This window comes from Sorangium sp. So ce302 (assembly GCF_051530145.1).
Taxonomy (GTDB): domain Bacteria; phylum Myxococcota_A; class Polyangia; order Polyangiales; family Polyangiaceae; genus Sorangium; species Sorangium cellulosum_B.
Window position 1 is genome coordinate 4,103,835 of the sequence record NZ_CP150326.1, and the last position, 16,430, is coordinate 4,120,264.

Here is a 16,430-nt window from a genome sequence, read left to right on the forward strand (position 1 = left end):
TCGCCGCGAGCGCGTCCGGCGCTCTCCGCTCTCCCCTCTCGCCGCCGGACTCGACCCTTCCCCCTGCAGCCCAGCCGTCTCCTCTCGTCTCCGACGCTCCCGCGCGTGTGGCTGGCGAGTGAAGAGCCTGTTGTCCGAGATACGTTGTGCTCGGAAAGCTCGCTTCCCGGCCGCGCGCGCCGGATCCGAGCCGGTGCGGGGGCTTTGAGCCGCGGCGCGTCGCGCCTTCTTTTCCGTCCGGAGAGGGCAAATCTCCCCTTGCGATTGCCGGGCAAGCTGGTGAAGTGTGGCCACTTGCATGCATGGATTCCGTTTCGTTCGCGTGTCTCTCGACAGGGCACCCTCTCCGCGTTCGCCGATGGCCAGGCCTCTCTCCGGCCGCTCCCTGAGCCCGGCGCGGCCGTCGCGGGAGGCGTGCGGTGCCTGAGCCTCGGATACTGATCCTGTCGAACAGAGATCCGGAGGAAGCCGTCGACGAGCCGCCACTCGCGCAGCGGGTGGGGAGCGGGCGGCTCCGGCTCGGTCGCGAGGACGGCAGCGCGGTGGTCGCGGAGAGCGTGCTCGCGGCCCTCGCCGCGGCCCCGGGCGTGCGCGTGGCGCACCGGCCTGTGCTCCGGCCGAGCGAGGTGCTCGCGGCCATCGGCGATCATCGCCCGAACGTGATCTTCAACCTGTGCGAGGCGCTCGACGGCGACAGCCGCCACGAGGTCATGTGCGCGTGGCTGCTCGCGGGGCTCGATCTCCGCTTCACGGGCAGCGATCACGTCGCGCTCCGGAGCTGCCTGCACAAGGCCGAGGCGAACCGGATCCTCGCGCGCGCCGGCGTGCGCGTGCCGGCGACGGTGCGGGTCGAAGGCCCGGATCGCATCCCGGAGGTCGCGTTCCCGGTCATCGTCAAGCCGGAGCGCGAGGACGGCTCGATGGGCATCGATCGTGGCTCGGTCGTCCACGATCGCAGGGCGCTCCGCGACCAGGTCGCCGCGGTCGTCGCGCAGTGCCGCCAGCCGGTGGTGGTGCAGCGTTACGTGCACGGGCGGGAGATCTCGGTCTCGCTGCTCGGGTGGCCGACGCCGCGCGTGCTGCCGCCCGGCGAGGTCACCTTTCAGGGCCTGCCAGAGGGGCACCCGCACGTGGTCACGTACGAGTCGAAGTGGCGCCCGGACACCGCCGCGTCGATCGGGACGCCCTCCTCGGCGGCGGTGCTGCGGCCGCTCGATCTGCGCCGGGTCGTCGCCGTGGGCCGCCGCGCGTTCGAGGTGCTCGGGCTGCGCGACTACGGCCGCGTGGACGTGCGGCTCGACGAGCGCGGCACGCCGCACGTCATCGACGTCAACCCGAACTGCGATCTCTCGCCGGACGCCGGCTTCGCGCGGGCGGCGGCGCGCGCCGGCCTGTCGTACGCCGACGTCGTCTGGGAGATCCTCCGCGCGGCGCTCGCCCGCGGCGCGCGCCACGACGATCTGCTCCGCGCCCGGGGCCGCGCGCCGGCGCGCGGCCGCGCCGCGGCGCGCTCCGCTGCCCGCGGCGCTCTCGCCGCCGCGCCCGAGGCGCCGTGATCACCCAGCGCGGCCTCCGCGCGGAAGATCGGCCGCTCATCGCCGCGCTGCTCGAGTCGGTCCCGGCGTTCACCGACGACGAGCGCGCGGTGGCGCTGGAGCTCGTCGACGTGACGCTCGGCCAGCCCTCGACGGACGGTTATGGCTACCGGTTCGTGCTGAGCTTCCAGGGCGCCCCGGGCGGCGACGGGGCGCCGCGGCTCCTCGGGTACCTCTGCTACGGCCGCACGCCGATGACGCAGTCCACGTACGACCTGTACTGGATCGCGACCTCGCCCGATTTCGCCCGGTCGGGGGTGGCGCGGGGGCTCGTGTCCACGATGGAGAGCGAGATCGCGCGCGAGGGCGGCGGCCTCGTGCGCGTGGAGACGGGCAGCCGGGAGGGGCACGGCGCGGCGGTGCGCTTCTACGACGCGGTGCGGTTCACGCGGGCGGCGGTCCTCGCCGACTTCTACGCGCCGGGCGACGATCTCATGATCTACACGAAGCGGGTCGCCCCGCCGGCGCCCTCGGCCGGCGAGGCGTCCGCGCGCGGCGAGGCGCCGGCGCGCGGCGACGCGCCCGCGCGCGGCGAGGCGCCCGCACGCGGCGACGCGCCCGCACGCGGCGATACGCCGCCGCCGGGCGAGCCTGCGCTCTACGACGCGGCGTTCGGCTACCGCGACTACGCCGCCGAGCGCGACTTCCTGCTCGCGTGCGCGCGCCGCTTCGGCGGCCGCCCGGTGCAGCGCGTCCTCTCGTGGGCCTGCGGGCCCGCGCGGCACCTGGAGGCCTTCGCGGAGCTCGGCGTCGGCTGCGCCGGCGCGGACGGCTCGGCGGCGATGATCGCCTTTGCGGAGCGCGCCGCGGGCGCCCGCGGCGCCGGGGCGTGCATCCGCTTCTCGTGCGCGGAGCTCGACGAGCGCCCGGACGTCGCGCCGGTCGATCTCTCGTTCGTGCCGCTCTCGGCGATCCACCAGCTGGCCACGCCGGCGGCGCTCGAGCGCCACCTCCGGCTCGCCGCCTCGCTGCTCCTGCCTGGCGGCGTCCACGTCATCGAGGCGACCCACCCCGCCGATCTCACGCCGTCCGGCGTGAACAGGACGGAGTGGACCGAGCTGCGCGGCGAGCAGTCGATCGACGCGCGGTTCCGCATCCACATCGAGCGGTCGACGCCCGATCGCGTGGTGCCCGTGACCCTCGAGGTGGTGTGCTCGGCCCGGCGCAACGGCGGCGCGCCGAGGGAGCTCTCGTCGATCCGGCAGGAGGCGACGTGGTACGTCCCTGACCTCGCCGGGTGGCGGCGCGTCGCGGAGCGGGTGCCGGAGCTCTCGCTGGTGGCGACGCTCGGCGACTTCAACGTCGACGTGCCGTTCGAGCACGCCGCGGCGTGGCGGCTGATCCTGGTGCTGAAGCGCGGCTGATCGATCGACGCCGCGCGCGACCGCGGCGAGCGCCTAGAGCGGGTTTAATTCAGGTCCCAGAAGTACTTGCCCCCGCTCGGCGGCGGCTCGTCCGCGCCGCCGCCGGGGCCGCCCGTGTCTCCGTCGCGCGTCAGCTGGAGCACCTCCTCGAGCGAGCTCGCCTCCTCGCGCCAGTACGCCTCCGTGCCGAAGTGCGGAAAGGTCCTCGGGAAGATGGGGTCGTGCCATCGCCGCGCGATCCACGCCGCGTAGTGGATCATGCGCAGCCCTCGGAGCGGCTCGATCAGCCCGAGGGTCGAGCGGTCGAAGCGGCGGAGCTCCTCGTAGCCCTCGATGAAGAGCTCGCGCTGCTGCCGGGCGGCCTCGTCGCGGCCGGGGAGGAGGAGCCACAGGTCCTGCACGGCGGGGCCGACGACCATGTCGTCGAAGTCGAGCACGCGGAGCGCGCCGTCGCGCAGGAGCAGGTTGCCCGGGTGCAGATCGCCGTGGATGCGGTGCACGTCGACGCCGCGCAGGCGCTCCTCGGCCGCGTCCGCGACGGCGCGCGCGGCCGCGAGGTACCGCGGCTCGACGGCCGCGGGGATGAGCTTGCGCTCGACGAGCCAGCCGAGGTCGTCGCGCGCGTAGGTATCGGCGGAGAGCCGGACGCGGTGCTCGGCGGCGCTGGCCGCGCCCACGTTGTGGATGCGGGCGGCGAGCCTGCCGAGGCGCACGAACAGCTCGTCGCCGAGCTCGTCGGGGGCGCGGCCGCCCATGCGCTCGAAGAGGCAGTAGGGGATGTGGTCGATCTGCTTGAGCGTCTCGCCGTCGGGGAACGGGCGCGTCGGGCAGACGGGGATCTCGGCGTCCGCCAGCTCCGCGAGGAACCGGTGCTCCTCGAGGATCTGCTCCCGAGTCCAGCGCCCCGGCCGGTAGAACTTGGCGATGACGCGGGTGCGATCCTCGCGCTCGACCTCGTAGACGCGGTTCTCGAACGAGTTCAGCGGGTAGCAGACGCGGTTGCAGTGGACGCCCGCGGCCTCGACGGCCTCGATCACCTTGTGCGGCGTCAGCGACAGGAAGAGGTCGGTCGGGGTGGTGGTGCTCATGGTGGGGAGAGTTGAGCACCGACCGGCGTCGCGCTCGACGAGAACTTTCGCCGCGCGCTGCCGGAGGCCGTTGCCACGCGCCGTTGCCACGCGGCGAGCGCCATTACCGGGCGGGCCCAGGGGCGCTGTGTCAAGCGCGGCCGTGATACGCTATCCTGAGGACCTCATGATGGAAGAAACGCAGCTTTCGTTTCGTCACCTCGAGATCAGCAGGCTCGAGGCGATGGTCGAGATCATGTTCCTCGCCGCATACGCTGACGGATCCATCAACGAGGCCGAGCGCGCCGAGCTCGCGCGGCACGTGACGGCCATGAGCGAGGGGCGGCTCGGGGCCGACCTCGTCGAGTCGCTGATCTCCATCATCGAGCGATCGGTGCGCGACGAGGGCAGGAGCGGCCGCTTCGCGGCGCTGCGCGTCCGCCTGCCCGACGTGCGGATGCGCGAGGCCGCGATCGAGCTGGCCGTCCGGCTCGTGGCCGCCGACGGCGTGATCCACGAGAGCGAGCACGCGCTGCTCGTCGAGGCGGCCAGGGCCCTCGAGGTGCCGATCGCGTTCAAGGGGCGCGTCGTGCCCGGCTCCGCCCGCTGAGCGGCGCGAGGGGGCGACCGCGCCGCGGCGATCCCGGCGCGCGCCCCGTGGGTGCCTCGCTGGCTATCGGGCGATCCTGACCGACATCCTGTGTCGATGTACCCGTCGAGCGCCGGTGTGGCGCGCAGGGAATGCGTCGTGCGACGACCGTTGCGCCGGCGGATCGGCCGCGCGCTCGTCCCGGGACCGCGCCGGCGGACGACGCGCTGCGGCCACGGAAGACGCGCGCGCCGGTCGCGGCGGACGGCGCGCAGCCTCCGGGGCGAGCCGATGGCCGCGGGCGCCGGATTTGATGCCTCCACACCGCAATCCCGGCGCCGCGGCGGGCGGGAAAGAGGCGGATCTGCGGCGATTTTCATCGGCCTGCTCCTTGCAGCACACGTGGGCAAGGACATGGACAGCCACCGAACTGACAGCTCCACGACGCCACATGGCGGCTCGATGGATCCCGCGTCGAATCGATCCCGCCCCCCGAGCGGGGGCCGAGCCTCTCAGCGTGCGTACCGCTCGCCGCGGTCTCCGCGCTGGCCCTCGTCTCACCGCCCTCCGTTCGAGCCAGTCGACCTCCGGACGTCGGGCCGCCTGTCGCGGCCGTCCGGCTCGGCCTTCCGTCATGGCGGGGACGTCGCGCCGCTGGAGACGCCGAGCGACGCTCCGGCCACCCCGGCGAGCGTACCGCCCGCCACGCTGCGGACCGGGCTTGCCGGAGCGCCCTCCGCTGCCGCCCTGGCGGTTCCTGCGAACGACCCGTGCTCCGCCGCGCTGCGGCGCTACGCCCCAGGCGACGTCCTCGGGGGGCGCTATCGCCTCACAGAGCTCCTCGGAGAGGGCAGCATGGGCGCCGTGTGGAAGGCGCGGAATCTCTCCCTGAGCCTCGATGTCGCGCTGAAGCTCATCCGTCGCGACTGCGCCGTCCCCGAGGCCACCTCGCGGCTGATCCGGGAGGCGCAGGCGACGGCGCGGGTGTCGCACCGCGCCGCGGTGCGGATCTTCGATCTCTGCTTCACGGAGGAGGGAGAGCCGTTCGCGGTGATGGAGCTCCTCCAGGGCCGGTCGCTCGCCCAGGCGCTCGCCGAGTCGGGCGCGATGTCGCCCATCTCCGCGGTCCAGCTGCTCCTTCCCGTGATCGGCGCGCTCGGCGCGGCGCACGGCGCGGGGGTCGTGCACCGGGACGTGAAGCCGGCGAACATCGTCCTCGTGCGCGAGGGCCGCCGCACGGTCCCCAAGCTGATCGACTTCGGGATCGCGTTCACCGCGGTGCGCGCGGCGGGCGACGAGCGGAGGGAAACGCTGGTCGGGAGCCCGGCCTACATGGCGCCCGAGCAGGTCCGCGGCGGGCAGGAGCCGGACGCGCGCGCCGACGTGTGGAGCGCGTGCGTCGTGCTCTACGAGCTCGTGAGCAGCCGTCGCCCGTTCGGCGGCCCGAGCAGCATCTCCATCGTGCACGACGTGCTGCGCGCCGCCCCGCCGCGCCCGGAGGCCCTCGAGCTGCACCCGCGGCTCTGGGAGATCATCGAGCGCGGCCTGGCCAAGGACCCTGACGGGCGCTTCACGACCATGGCGGCGCTCGGCCGCGCGCTGGCCCAGTGGGCGATCGCGGCCGGGGTCGCCCACGACGTGACGGGCGCGTCCCTCGTCGACTACTGGCTGTCGTGAGAGGGGCTCTCAGTACGTCACGCCGCAGCCCTTCGCGTCGGCGAAGGCCTTGATCGTCTCGAGCTCGGCCGTGGTCGCGTCGCTGTAGGCCCAGCTGATCGCGCCCGCGTATCCCTGGCTGTACCAGCTCTCCAGGAGCGTCGGCAAAGCGGCCGTCGCCAGGCCGGCGATGGGGAAATCCCCCATGATGACGGGCTTGTCCGTGATGCCGTAGTCCTCGGGCGACTGGTTGTAGGGCCAGTACAGGTTGACCCGGTCGTTGATATGAAAGGTGTAGAAATCGACGTCGGTGTCGCGCCAGGACCGCGCCCACTTCATCGACGCCGAGCCGATCGTGACGAGCGCCGTGCTCTCCGCGCGCAGCGCCCGGATGGCCTCGCCGAGGAACGCCGTCATCTGCGCGTGTTCGATCGGATCCACCTGGGCGTCGGGTTCATAGCGAGGGCCGTCGTCCGGGCTCGGTCCGGTCATGGCCAGCTCGGGCTCGTTGATCACGTCCCACGCGACCATCCGGTGCCGGTAGGGGCTCTGCGCGACGGCCCTGGCGATCGGCCGGACGACCTTGTCTATCAGCTTCGCGCGCCGCTTTGCGTCCTTCACGATGGGGGTGATACCGACGGTCTTCACGTCGGCGTCGAGCCGCGTCGGGTGGAAGTTGTCGAAGGAGAACAGGCAGAACACCAGGTTGACGTCCGCCTGCTCGGCGAGCTCGAGCGCCTTCTGGACGTCGCGCCGCGTCGTCCCGCCGAGGCCGGTCGGGTTCTCGCTCGTGTCGAAGACGACGCTCTCGCCCCGGATCTCCGGCAGCATCCACCACCGCACGACGCTCGCCCCGTGAGCACGGATGTCGGCGAGGTTCTTCGCGTGCGTCTCCGCCTCGGCCGCGACGCCGCGCTTGTCCCACGCGGCGATGCCGCCGAAGTCGCCGGCGAAGTTGTGCCACGCATAGTTCATTCCGAACATGAAGCGCTTCTTGCAGCCGATCGTGATACCAGCGCTCTCAGCGGGGCACTCGTCGACACACTCCATGGTGTCGATCGGCGCGCCTCCCTGTCCTCCGTGGCCACCGTCGGAGGAAGCGCTCTCGCCGCCGCCGCCGCCGGCGCCGCCAGCGCCCTTGCCGGCCGCCCCGCCGGCAGGCGGGCTCCCGCCAGTGCAGGCGACGAGGACCAGCGCGGCTGTTGCGATGAGCGCGCGGAGACCCGGTGGGCAACGGAGTGTGTTCATAAGGACAGCGGGGTGATCGTACGCGTGCTGTCACGCGAACGCCATCCTCGGGCGGCGGCGCGGGCAGCGAGCGGGCTGCGCGATGCGGGCAGGCCGGGCGGCGCAATGCGGGCAGGCTGGACGGCGGGCGACGCGGGGCGGCGCCGGCGGGGTTCCCCTTGAAACCTGCTTCCCCGCCCGGCTATGGGAGGGGCTCGGGCGCCGCTCGGGCCCCGAACGCCCCGCTTGCGGGAGGAGAACCACCGATCATGAAAGCGCGCGCAGCCGTGGCCCACAAGGCCGGCGAGAAGCTGACGGTCGAGGACGTTCAGGTGGAGGGCCCTCGCGAGGGCGAGGTCCTCATCGAGATCAAGGCAACGGGCGTCTGTCACACCGACGCTTACACGCTCTCAGGCAAGGATCCGGAGGGACTCTTCCCCGCGATCCTCGGCCATGAGGGCGCGGGCGTCGTCGTCGACGTCGGGCCGTCCGTGAAGAGCCTCAAGAAAGGCGATCACGTGATTCCCCTCTACACGCCCGAGTGCCGGCAGTGCTCTTATTGTACGAGCGGAAAAACCAACCTCTGCCAGGCCATCCGCGCCACGCAGGGGCGCGGGCTCATGCCGGACGGAACGAGCCGATTCTCGATCGGCAAGGAGCGGATTCACCATTACATGGGCACGTCGACCTTCTCGAGCTTCACCGTCCTGCCCGAGATCGCCGTCGCCAAGATCCGCGAGGACGCGCCGTTCGACAAGGTCTGTTATATCGGCTGCGGCGTGACGACGGGTATCGGCGCCGTCATCAACACCGCGCAGGTGAGGCCCGGCGACAACGTCGTGGTCTTCGGCCTCGGCGGCATCGGGCTGAACGTGATCCAGGGCGCCCGGATGGCCGGCGCCGACATCATCGTCGGCGTCGACATCAACCCGAAGCGCCGCCAGCTGGCCGAGAGGTTCGGCATGACCCACTTCGTCAACCCGAGCGAGGTGGCGGGGGATCTCGTGCCCTACCTCGTCGATCTGACCCGGGGCGGCGCCGATTTCAGCTTCGAGTGCATCGGCAACGTCAAGGTGATGCGCCAGGCGCTCGAGTGCTGCCACAAGGGCTGGGGGACGAGCATCATCATCGGCGTCGCGGGGGCCGGCGAGGAGATCGCCACGCGCCCCTTCCAGCTCGTCACCGGGCGCGTCTGGAAGGGCACCGCGTTCGGCGGCGCCAAGGGGCGCACCGACGTTCCCAAGATCGTCGACTGGTACATGGAGGGCAAGATCAAGATCGACGAGCTGATCACCCACACGATGCCGCTCGACGACATCAACCACTCCTTCGACCTCATGCACGAAGGCGAGTCGATCCGCAGCGTCGTGCTCTTCTCCTGAAGCGACGCGGAGCTCGACGCCGGCCGCCTCGCGCGTGACCGCAGGGGCGGACGAGCGCGCCAGGCCGCTCGGCGCGCGGGCCTGGCGCGCGCCGGGCGCGGCGCGTGCTCCATGCCCGCGCGCCAGGCCTGCTCTTCGGGGCGCACGTCGGTGCCGTGTCGGTGCCCTATCGGCGGCGACGGGTGCTGCAAAAATGCTGACCCATGTGACATCATTCGCCGCCATGGTCCATGTCACCTCCCTGGCGGGGCTGCCCGCCAACGCCCTCGCGGAGTCGACCGCGGCGATCGCGGCTTGCGATGCTGTCGTCCTCGTCGCGCCATCGCCCATCGCGAAGTACGCGGGGGGGCTCGGGTCCGCCGTGGGCGCGGTGGTCGAGGCTGCGGCGCGCGTCGACTCCGCGCTCGAGGGCAAGAGTGCTCCGGTCGTCCTGCCGGCGCCGGGGGTGCCTGGCGGGCGCCTGGTGCTCGCGCCGATGGGGCCGCTCTCGGAGGACATCGATGACGTCCGCTCCGTCGCGGAGGCCGCGGCGGCCGGCTTCGCGCGGGCGGTGGACGCGGGGGCGAGCCGGCCGCTGCTCGTCGTTCGCGCTCCGGTGGGCGCCGCGCCGCGGTTCGCGCGGGCCGTCGAGGTGGGCGCGCTCGCCGCGCTCGGGAGCCAGTGGACGCCGCTCGAGGCGCGGGAGGCGGAGATGGCCCCGCGCTCGGCCGAGTCGGTCGCCGTGCTCGGGCTGTCGGAGGCGCGCGCCCGCGAGATCGCGGCCATCGAGGTCGGTCGGGCGCTCTGCCGCGACATCACGGGCACCGAGCCGGAGCGGATGGCGCCCCGCCGCGTCGCCGAGCTGTGCGAGGCGGCGTTCGCCAGGACGGGGGTGCTCGTCAAGATCGAGCGCAACGTCGATGACTATCCGCTCATCAGCGCGGTCTCGCGGGCGTCGCGGGTCGTCGAGCGGCACCGGCCGTGCGTCGTGCGGCTCGACTACAGGCCTCGCGGGGAGATCCGGCGAACGGTGCTGCTCGCGGGCAAGGGCGTCACCTACGACACGGGCGGCGTCGATCTGAAGACCGACGGGCACATGGCCGGGATGTCCCGGGACAAGGGCGGCGCCGGCGCGGTCGCCGGCCTCGTGCGCGCGGCCGCGGCGCTCGGCCTGGAGGGCGTGCGCATCGTCGGGCTCCTCGGGCTCGTGCGCAACAGCATCGGCGAGGAGTCCTATGTGAGCGACGAGATCATCCGCAGCCGCGCCGGCGTGCGCGTTCGGATCGGCAACACCGACGCCGAGGGCCGCCTCATCCTGGCTGACCTGCTCGCGCTCGGGCGGGAGCTCGCCATGAGCGGCGCGGCCGACCCTATCCTGTTCTCGGTCGCGACGCTGACCGGGCACGTCTACCGCGCCCACGGGCCTTATACCGGCGCGATCGGCAACTCCGCCGCGCGGCCGGAGCTCGACAGGCTCGACGTCCTCGCGGAGCGCTGGGGCGAGCCGATGGAGCGCGTCCGGCCGCGGCGCGAGGACTACGCGTTCGTGGCGCCCCGGTCGAGCGCCGAGGACGTGGTCTCCTCGAACCGCCTCGCCTCGGTGAACACGCCGCGCGGGCACCAGTTCCCCTTCGCGTTCCTCGACATCGCCTCGGGGCTCAAGGGGGGGGCGCTGCCGTTCATCCACCTCGACATCGGCGGCGTCGGGGTCGAGTCGGCGGACTGGCAGTTCGGCCGCCCGACAGGCATCCCCATTCCGAGTCTGACAGCTTATCTCTCTGGCGAATCCTGACCGATAGGAGCGGGAAGGAGGAGACACGGGGCCTTCCGAGCTCTCGTGGAGAATCGGGAAGGAGCCCGTGGTTTCCGCGCTCGATGGGCGGGTGATCCGTTCTTGGTGGCCGGGGTGGGGGGGCGGCCCGAGCGGATGTGTTGCGCGGTATCATCGGGGCGATGGGGGCGGCCGGCACGTCGCTGGCAAGCTGGGCCGTCATGCGGAGAACTCGCTCGACCACGACCGGCCATCACGCATCGATCCCGCGCGCGCTCGCCGGGGGACTCGCCCTCGCGGCCACCGCGTGCAGCACGGGGGAACGGGGGATCAACCTGGATGTACCGCGCCTGCCGGCGCAGCGCGACAGAGGTGATGTCCTGCCGGCTGTCACGAGCGACGGCGAGCAGGCCGAGCGCGCGCAGCCGGCGCCCGATACGACCGGGATCACGAGCATGGCAGTCCCGATCGGAAGCACCGGATTTGCGCGTGGACGGTCGACGGTGGTCGTGAAGGGCTCGCTGGAGCGCGTGCGCGCCGCGGTGCTCTCGTTCGAGCGTTATCCGGAGTTCATGCCGCACTACAAGAAGTGCCGCCTGCTCGGGCGCACGCCCGCGGGCGGGTGGGATCTCTACATGGAGGTCTCGGCCCTTTCGGGCGCGGTCACGATGTGGGCGCGCATCGAGATCCAGAAGCCGGTCGTCGAGGATGGCGTCGAGACGTACTCGTCCCGCTTCATCTCCGGCAATGTGCAAGATCTCCAGGCCATCTGGCGGCTCGAGAAGATCGACGCCCAGTCGACGCGCCTGTCCCTCGAGGTGTTCCTCCGGCCGAAGCTGCCGCTTCCGAAGAGCCTCCTCAACGCGGAGAACCTGGACGGCTCGGCGCGCGCCGTCGCAGCCATCCGGGCGCGCGTCGAGCAGGCGCAGGACGGGAATCGCTGACGCGCGCGCGCGAGTGAGGCGGAGAGGCGGCGAGGCCGGCGTCACCCGCCCGAGGCGAGCCGCCGGACGGGGTTGGGCACGTCGAGCCGCGCCGCCGTGGCGCCGTAGACGACCCGCTCGGTGCCGGGGTTGCCCAGGAACTCGTAAGGAAAGCCGAGCGGCACGCGGCTCGCCGCGTCGAGCCTCTCGAGGGCCGCGGCGGGCAAGACGACGTCGAGGCAGCCCAGGCAGTCCTGCATCTGCTCGGGCTTCCGGGCGCCGATGATGGGGATCACCTGCGCCGGGCGCGACCTGAGCCACGCGAGCGCCACCTGCGCCGAGGAGCAGCCGAGCTCCTCGGCCACCGCGTCGACCGCGCGCGCGACGCGCAGGCCCCGCTCGTCCAGGCGCCCCTGGTTCATCGCCGCGCGCGCGGCGTCGTTGCCGCCACCCCGCGTGTACTTGCCCGTCAGCACGCCGCCGGCCATGGGCGCCCACGCGAGCACGCCCAGGCCGAGCCGGGACGCCATCGGGACGAGCTCCCGCTCCACCGTGCGCTCGATCAGGCTGTACTCGATCTCGATGCCGATGAAGTGCGACCAGCCCCGGAGCTCGGCGATCGCGTTCGCCCGGGAGACGACCCACGCAGGCGCGTCGGACATGCCGACATAGAGCACCTTGCCCGCGCGCACCACGTCGTCGAGCGCGCGCATGAGCTCGGCCTCCGGCGTCGTCCAGTCCCACGCATGGACCCAGAGCAGATCGATGTAGTCCGTCCCCAGGCGCTTGAGGCTCGCCTCGACGGACTGGACAAGGTTCTTCCTGCCGTTGCCGCTCGCGCTCGGATCGGCGTCGTTCATGGAGAGCGAGTACTTCGTCGCGATGACCCACGCGCCGCGGTCTCCGCGGACGAGCTCCCCGACGATCCGCTCGGCGCTGCCGTTCGTGTACTTGTTGGCGGTGTCGATGAAGTTGCCGCCCCGGGCGCGGTACGCCTCGAGGATGCCGCGGCACGCCTCGGCCGAGGCGCCGAAGCCCCAGTCCTCGCCGAAGGTCATGGTGCCAAGGCTGATCTCCGAGACCTTGAGCCCGCTGCCGCCGAGCAGCTTGTAACGCATCTCCATGGTCGTCCTCCTCGGGCGCAGTCGTCGCCCGGCGACAGGCATCCTAGGGCGGGCGGGAAGGGCGCTATAGAACGCCGCTGCGCTCCCTGGAACCGGGCTGCTGCGTTGACCGGCCCCGCGCCGCGGGCGCATGCTGGGGCCGGCTCTCCGATGATGTCCCGCGTCTCCCGCAGCGCCATCCCGTTCGTCCGCGCCGGCACCCGCGAGCCCATCGAGGCGCTCCGGCAGGCGGAGATCCGCGCGTCCAGCCGCTCGCTGCGCTGGACCGGCATGGTGGCCGAGCTCGGCGTGAACCCGTCCTGGGAGACAGACCACCTCGCCGTCGCCGGCCACTACATCGCCATCAACCTCGCGGACGCGCCGCTGCGCTTCGAGCGAAAGGGCCAGCGCGGCTTCGAGCGCGTGGAGATGCCGCCCGGCAGCCTCTGGCTCCAGCCCGCGGAGGTCCCTTTCTCCCATCGCGTGAGCGAGCCCACGATCTATGGCGCGCTCGTGCTCGACCCCGCGCGGCTCGCGCGGCTCGCAGGGGTGCGGGAGCTGCTGATCGAGCCCCGCGTGGGGCTCGTGGACGCCCAGATCGAGCATGTGCTCCGCGCGCTGCTGGTCGAGGTCTCGCGCGGCGGCGCCACGGGCGCGCTCTTCGCGGACGCGATGCTCTCCGGGCTCGCGGCGCGCCTCGGCGCCCGCCATGCGGTCCAGGCGGAACGGCCGGCTCGGGGCGGGCTCTCCCCTGCGACGCTGCGGCGCTTGCTCGACTACATCGAGGCGCACCTCGGCGACGATTTCGGGCTGGAGGCGCTCTCCGGCGTGGCCGGGCTGAGCCCCGCGCACATGGCGCGGGAGTTCAAGCGAGCGCTGGGGGAGCCGCCGCTCGCCTACGTGACGCGGCGGCGGCTCGATCGCGCGCGCGAGGCGCTGCTCGCCGGCGACCGCCCGATCGGGGAGCTCGCGCGCGCGCTCGGCTTCGCCGACCAGAGCCACCTGACACGGCTCTTCAAGCGGCGGTTCGGGATCACCCCGGGCGCCCTCGCCCGTACCCGGTGATCGCCCCCGGCGGCGCGAGGCGCTCGCCGCTCAGGGCAGCCGGGTGCTGAGGTTGGCTATCCCGTCCGAAGGGCCGTCGAGGGGAGGGGAGCCGAGCGTCCATTTGCGGACCGGCGTGCCCGGCGGCAGGCCGACGTAGTTGTGGCGGTGCCGGGACCCGTTGAGGTGCGCCCGGTTGCCGGTGAAGGCGCTGAGCCCCGCGGGATCCTCGTTCTGGATGCCGTAAAGCGTGTTCCTCGACAGCGTGTTTCCCTCGACCAGCGCGCGCGCGCAGGCCCTCAGCCAGATCCCTTTGCCGTCGTTGTTCGCGGACTGGCAGCCGATGATCCTCGCGTCGCTCTGCCTCTCGAGCAGGAACCCCGCGCCCTTCTGAGGATCGCCGCGCGACGGACCGGCGTCGACGGGCGGGGCCGGCGGTTGCACGAACAGGGGCGTGCGGTGGACCGTGTTGCCGTCGGCGATGCAGTCGACGAACGCGTTGCCCTCGCCGCCCACGAGGCCGCCCTGCGGATCCGCGAGCGGCGTCGACGCGATGAACCCGGCCGCCAGCCCGTCGTCCTCGGCGGTCCCGCTCGCGTTCCTGTTCCCCACGGCCACGCAGCGCCTCAGCACCACGTGGCGGGTCGCGTGGAGCGCGAAGCCGCCGGCGGGCGCGTCCGCGCTCGCGCCGTGGTTGCCGATCGCGCGGCAACCCTCGAGAAGCCCGCGGTACACCGCCCTGCCGATGCGAAAGCCGAGCGCGGAGAAGTCCTTGACCGCATCGGCGGAGGCGGCCGGGTTCGCGTTGTAGTTCCCGTCCGCCTCGCACTCGACCATCTCCAGGTTGCTCGTTGTCGAGATGTTGAACCCGCACGCGCGGTTCCCGGTGAGCGTGAAGTTCCGGTTCGCCCTGCAGCGCAGGAATTTGTAGTTCTCTCCCCACGCGAAGAAGCCGGCCGGCTCTCCGCCCGACGTGTTGTCGTGCGCCTCGCAGTCCTCCACGAGCACGTTGCGGCAGATGACGAAGTCGGCGCCGACGACGTTGAACTGCACGCCGCTCGGCTGGGCGCTGGTGTTCGCCGTGCGGTTGAACACGCACCCTTTGACCTGCACGTCGTCGCAGAACAGGACGAGCGCGCCCAGCGTCACGACGAAATCGAGCCGGCTCGTGTTCTCCGAGCACACGCAGTTGATCATCCGGATCCCTTCGGCGAAGGCGACGCCGCCGGCCGCGTCCCGGGCGCCCATCACGAAGATCCCGCCGTTGCGGCACAGGAAGCCCGTGTCGAACACGCCGTCGCCGCCGCACCGCCGGACCGACAGATCGAGCAGATCCAGCTGGCTGCACGCCCTGGCGGCGATCCCCACCCCCTGGATCCCGAGCACGCTGCCGTTCCTGAGGACGAGCCGCGTCCTCCCCTCGGCGAACACGCCCACGTTCCCGGAGACGACCTCGCCCCGGCAAGACCTCGCGCCCGGGTCGGGGGCGACGACGGGCGCCGGAGGGTCGATCTGCCGCAGCGTCCTGCCGCACAGGTCGAGGGTGACGTCGTCGCTCGCGATCGTGATGGCCCGCGCGTTCGCGTCGTGCGCCACCCAGTCGACGTCTTCCACGAGGGTGTACACGCCGGGCGCCGTGATGACGAAGGGGACGCGGCGCTCCGGGTCCGGTCCGCCGTTGATGTCCTGCGCCGTGATCGGCGTCGCGGGGAGGCGCGCGCTGGCGCCGGGGAGCTCGCTCATGGTCCTCGGGCGGGAGTCTACGCCGTTCAGCCCGCTCCGCGCCGCGCTGGCGAGCGCGCGCCTCACTGGATCGGCACCGCGCGCAGCGACTCGGCGAGCTTCGCGTAGAGCGAGCTCCGCGGGTCGTCGCGCCGGTAGATGAGCCGGAAATGATCGCGCGCGAGGGGCGCGGACGGCAGGAGCCGCTTCAGCTTGCCGCCGCGGAGCTCGGCGGCGACCATGTGGCGCGGCAGCACGGCGACGCCCTCGCCGGCGAGCACCAGCGCCTTGATGGCGGCGCCGAGCCCCACCCAGCGGTGCCGCGCGAACGCGAAGCAGCCGGCGCCGCCCGCCTGATCCGCGAGGTACCGGAACAGCGGCATGGTCGGGTCGATGTCGAGCAGGCAGTGCCGCGACGCGTGCTCCGGGCGGGCGAACGCCTCGCGCCGGAGCAGCTTGGGGGAGGCGACGAACGCGTAGCGCTCCTCGTGCAGCGTCTCCGCCGCCAGGCTCGTCGCGCTCCAGCGCGCGCTGGTGACGACGCAATCGACGCTGCGGTCGTAGAGGCGCTTCAGCAGGTCGTCGGAGGCGCCGAAGTAGAGGTGGAGCGTCAGCTCGGGGCGCCGCCGCGTCAGCGCGCCGAGCTGGGGGACGATCCACGACATCCCGAGCTCGAACCGCGTGCCGAGCGTCAGCTCGACCGGAGCGGGCGCGGGGCCCATCGCGCTGCGGAGGCAGTCCTCGGCGAGCGCCAGGCACTGGCGGGCGCGCGGCAGCAAGGCGAGCCCGCGCGGCGTCAGCTGCACCCGGCGCGTGGTGCGCTCGAACAGCGGAGCGCCGACCTGCTCCTCGATCTGCCGGATGCGCTGGCCGAACGCGGCGGGGCTGAGCGCGACGGCGCGCGCTGCGGTCCGGAAGTTCAGCGTCCGCGCCGCGGCCTCGAAGCAGGCGAGGTTCTCCAAGGAAGGGAGCAGCATCGCGGCATCGTATCGTTCTGCGCAACAATCC

General features: G+C 72.7%; 13 protein-coding genes. 8 read left to right on the forward strand and 5 right to left on the reverse strand.

The window, feature by feature from the left end:
- The first annotated feature begins 419 nt into the window (after nt 1-419).
- Both WME73_RS15670 and WME73_RS15675 read left to right on the forward strand, forming a co-directional pair.
- Nucleotides 420-1,556, forward strand: coding sequence for a D-alanine--D-alanine ligase family protein (locus tag WME73_RS15670; RefSeq protein ID WP_437916218.1), 1,137 nt, complete (start codon nt 420-422; stop codon nt 1,554-1,556).
- Nucleotides 1,553-2,959: a GNAT family N-acetyltransferase gene (locus WME73_RS15675; protein ID WP_437916219.1), complete on the forward strand. Its 1,407-nt coding sequence runs from the start codon at nt 1,553-1,555 to the stop codon at nt 2,957-2,959. Before WME73_RS15670 ends, WME73_RS15675 begins: the two co-directional genes overlap by 4 nt.
- A gap of 44 nt (nt 2,960-3,003) precedes the next feature.
- Here the strand turns inward: WME73_RS15675 and WME73_RS15680 are convergent, their stop codons facing one another.
- Nucleotides 3,004-4,047, reverse strand: coding sequence for a serine/threonine protein kinase (locus WME73_RS15680; RefSeq protein WP_437746267.1), 1,044 nt, complete (start codon nt 4,045-4,047; stop codon nt 3,004-3,006).
- 166 nt (nt 4,048-4,213) lie between these two features.
- On the opposite strand from WME73_RS15680, the gene WME73_RS15685 reads away from it, so the two are divergent.
- Nucleotides 4,214-4,636, forward strand: a complete 423-nt coding sequence (locus tag WME73_RS15685; protein ID WP_437746268.1) for a tellurite resistance TerB family protein — start codon at nt 4,214-4,216, stop codon at nt 4,634-4,636.
- A 762-nt stretch (nt 4,637-5,398) separates the two neighbouring features.
- Nucleotides 5,399-6,292 (forward strand): serine/threonine-protein kinase, encoded by an 894-nt coding sequence (locus WME73_RS15690; RefSeq protein WP_437917396.1) that lies wholly within the window; start codon nt 5,399-5,401, stop codon nt 6,290-6,292.
- Nucleotides 6,293-6,301: 9 nt separating this feature from the next.
- On the opposite strand, the gene WME73_RS15695 is transcribed toward WME73_RS15690, so the two are convergent.
- On the reverse strand, nt 6,302-7,519 hold the full coding sequence (locus WME73_RS15695; RefSeq protein WP_437916220.1) for a hypothetical protein: 1,218 nt from the start codon (nt 7,517-7,519) through the stop codon (nt 6,302-6,304).
- Nucleotides 7,520-7,767: 248 nt separating this feature from the next.
- Here WME73_RS15695 and WME73_RS15700 point away from each other — a divergent pair, with 248 nt between their 5' ends.
- The 3 genes from WME73_RS15700 to WME73_RS15710 all read left to right on the forward strand — a co-directional run bounded on the left by WME73_RS15700 (nt 7,768) and on the right by WME73_RS15710 (nt 11,574).
- Nucleotides 7,768-8,880, forward strand: coding sequence for an S-(hydroxymethyl)glutathione dehydrogenase/class III alcohol dehydrogenase (locus WME73_RS15700; RefSeq protein WP_437916221.1), 1,113 nt, complete (start codon nt 7,768-7,770; stop codon nt 8,878-8,880).
- Nucleotides 8,881-9,103: 223 nt separating this feature from the next.
- Nucleotides 9,104-10,651 carry an aminopeptidase gene (locus tag WME73_RS15705; RefSeq protein WP_437746270.1) on the forward strand — a complete coding sequence of 516 codons (1,548 nt, stop codon included), beginning with the start codon at nt 9,104-9,106 and terminating at the stop codon, nt 10,649-10,651.
- A 200-nt stretch (nt 10,652-10,851) separates the two neighbouring features.
- Nucleotides 10,852-11,574: a type II toxin-antitoxin system RatA family toxin gene (locus tag WME73_RS15710; RefSeq protein WP_437746271.1), complete on the forward strand. Its 723-nt coding sequence runs from the start codon at nt 10,852-10,854 to the stop codon at nt 11,572-11,574.
- A 41-nt stretch (nt 11,575-11,615) separates the two neighbouring features.
- Here the strand turns inward: WME73_RS15710 and WME73_RS15715 are convergent, their stop codons facing one another.
- Entirely contained in the window at nt 11,616-12,671 is a 1,056-nt protein-coding gene (locus WME73_RS15715) for an aldo/keto reductase (RefSeq protein ID WP_437917397.1), read from the reverse strand.
- A gap of 156 nt (nt 12,672-12,827) precedes the next feature.
- On the opposite strand from WME73_RS15715, the gene WME73_RS15720 reads away from it, so the two are divergent.
- The gene (locus WME73_RS15720) at nt 12,828-13,721 is read left to right on the forward strand and encodes a helix-turn-helix domain-containing protein (RefSeq protein ID WP_437916222.1); all 894 of its coding nucleotides are present in this window, start codon (nt 12,828-12,830) and stop codon (nt 13,719-13,721) included.
- Nucleotides 13,722-13,751: 30 nt separating this feature from the next.
- Here WME73_RS15720 and WME73_RS15725 read toward each other — a convergent pair whose 3' ends face one another.
- Both WME73_RS15725 and WME73_RS15730 read right to left on the reverse strand, forming a co-directional pair.
- Nucleotides 13,752-15,443 (reverse strand): right-handed parallel beta-helix repeat-containing protein, encoded by a 1,692-nt coding sequence (locus WME73_RS15725; RefSeq protein ID WP_437916223.1) that lies wholly within the window; start codon nt 15,441-15,443, stop codon nt 13,752-13,754.
- Nucleotides 15,444-15,505: 62 nt separating this feature from the next.
- Nucleotides 15,506-16,399 (reverse strand): LysR family transcriptional regulator, encoded by an 894-nt coding sequence (locus WME73_RS15730; protein WP_437872101.1) that lies wholly within the window; start codon nt 16,397-16,399, stop codon nt 15,506-15,508.
- Nucleotides 16,400-16,430: the final 31 nt, after the last annotated feature.

Coding starts and splice junctions, on each gene's coding strand:
- WME73_RS15680 (WP_437746267.1), bottom strand. CDS start 4,047: ATGAGCACCACCACCCCGACCGACCTCTTCCTGTCGCTGACGCCGCAC.
- WME73_RS15685 (WP_437746268.1), top strand. CDS start 4,214: ATGATGGAAGAAACGCAGCTTTCGTTTCGTCACCTCGAGATCAGCAGG.
- WME73_RS15695 (WP_437916220.1), bottom strand. CDS start 7,519: ATGAACACACTCCGTTGCCCACCGGGTCTCCGCGCGCTCATCGCAACA.
- WME73_RS15700 (WP_437916221.1), top strand. CDS start 7,768: ATGAAAGCGCGCGCAGCCGTGGCCCACAAGGCCGGCGAGAAGCTGACG.
- WME73_RS15705 (WP_437746270.1), top strand. CDS start 9,104: ATGGTCCATGTCACCTCCCTGGCGGGGCTGCCCGCCAACGCCCTCGCG.
- WME73_RS15710 (WP_437746271.1), top strand. CDS start 10,852: ATGCGGAGAACTCGCTCGACCACGACCGGCCATCACGCATCGATCCCG.
- WME73_RS15715 (WP_437917397.1), bottom strand. CDS start 12,671: ATGCGTTACAAGCTGCTCGGCGGCAGCGGGCTCAAGGTCTCGGAGATC.
- WME73_RS15720 (WP_437916222.1), top strand. CDS start 12,828: ATGATGTCCCGCGTCTCCCGCAGCGCCATCCCGTTCGTCCGCGCCGGC.
- WME73_RS15725 (WP_437916223.1), bottom strand. CDS start 15,443: ATGAGCGAGCTCCCCGGCGCCAGCGCGCGCCTCCCCGCGACGCCGATC.
- WME73_RS15730 (WP_437872101.1), bottom strand. CDS start 16,399: ATGCTGCTCCCTTCCTTGGAGAACCTCGCCTGCTTCGAGGCCGCGGCG.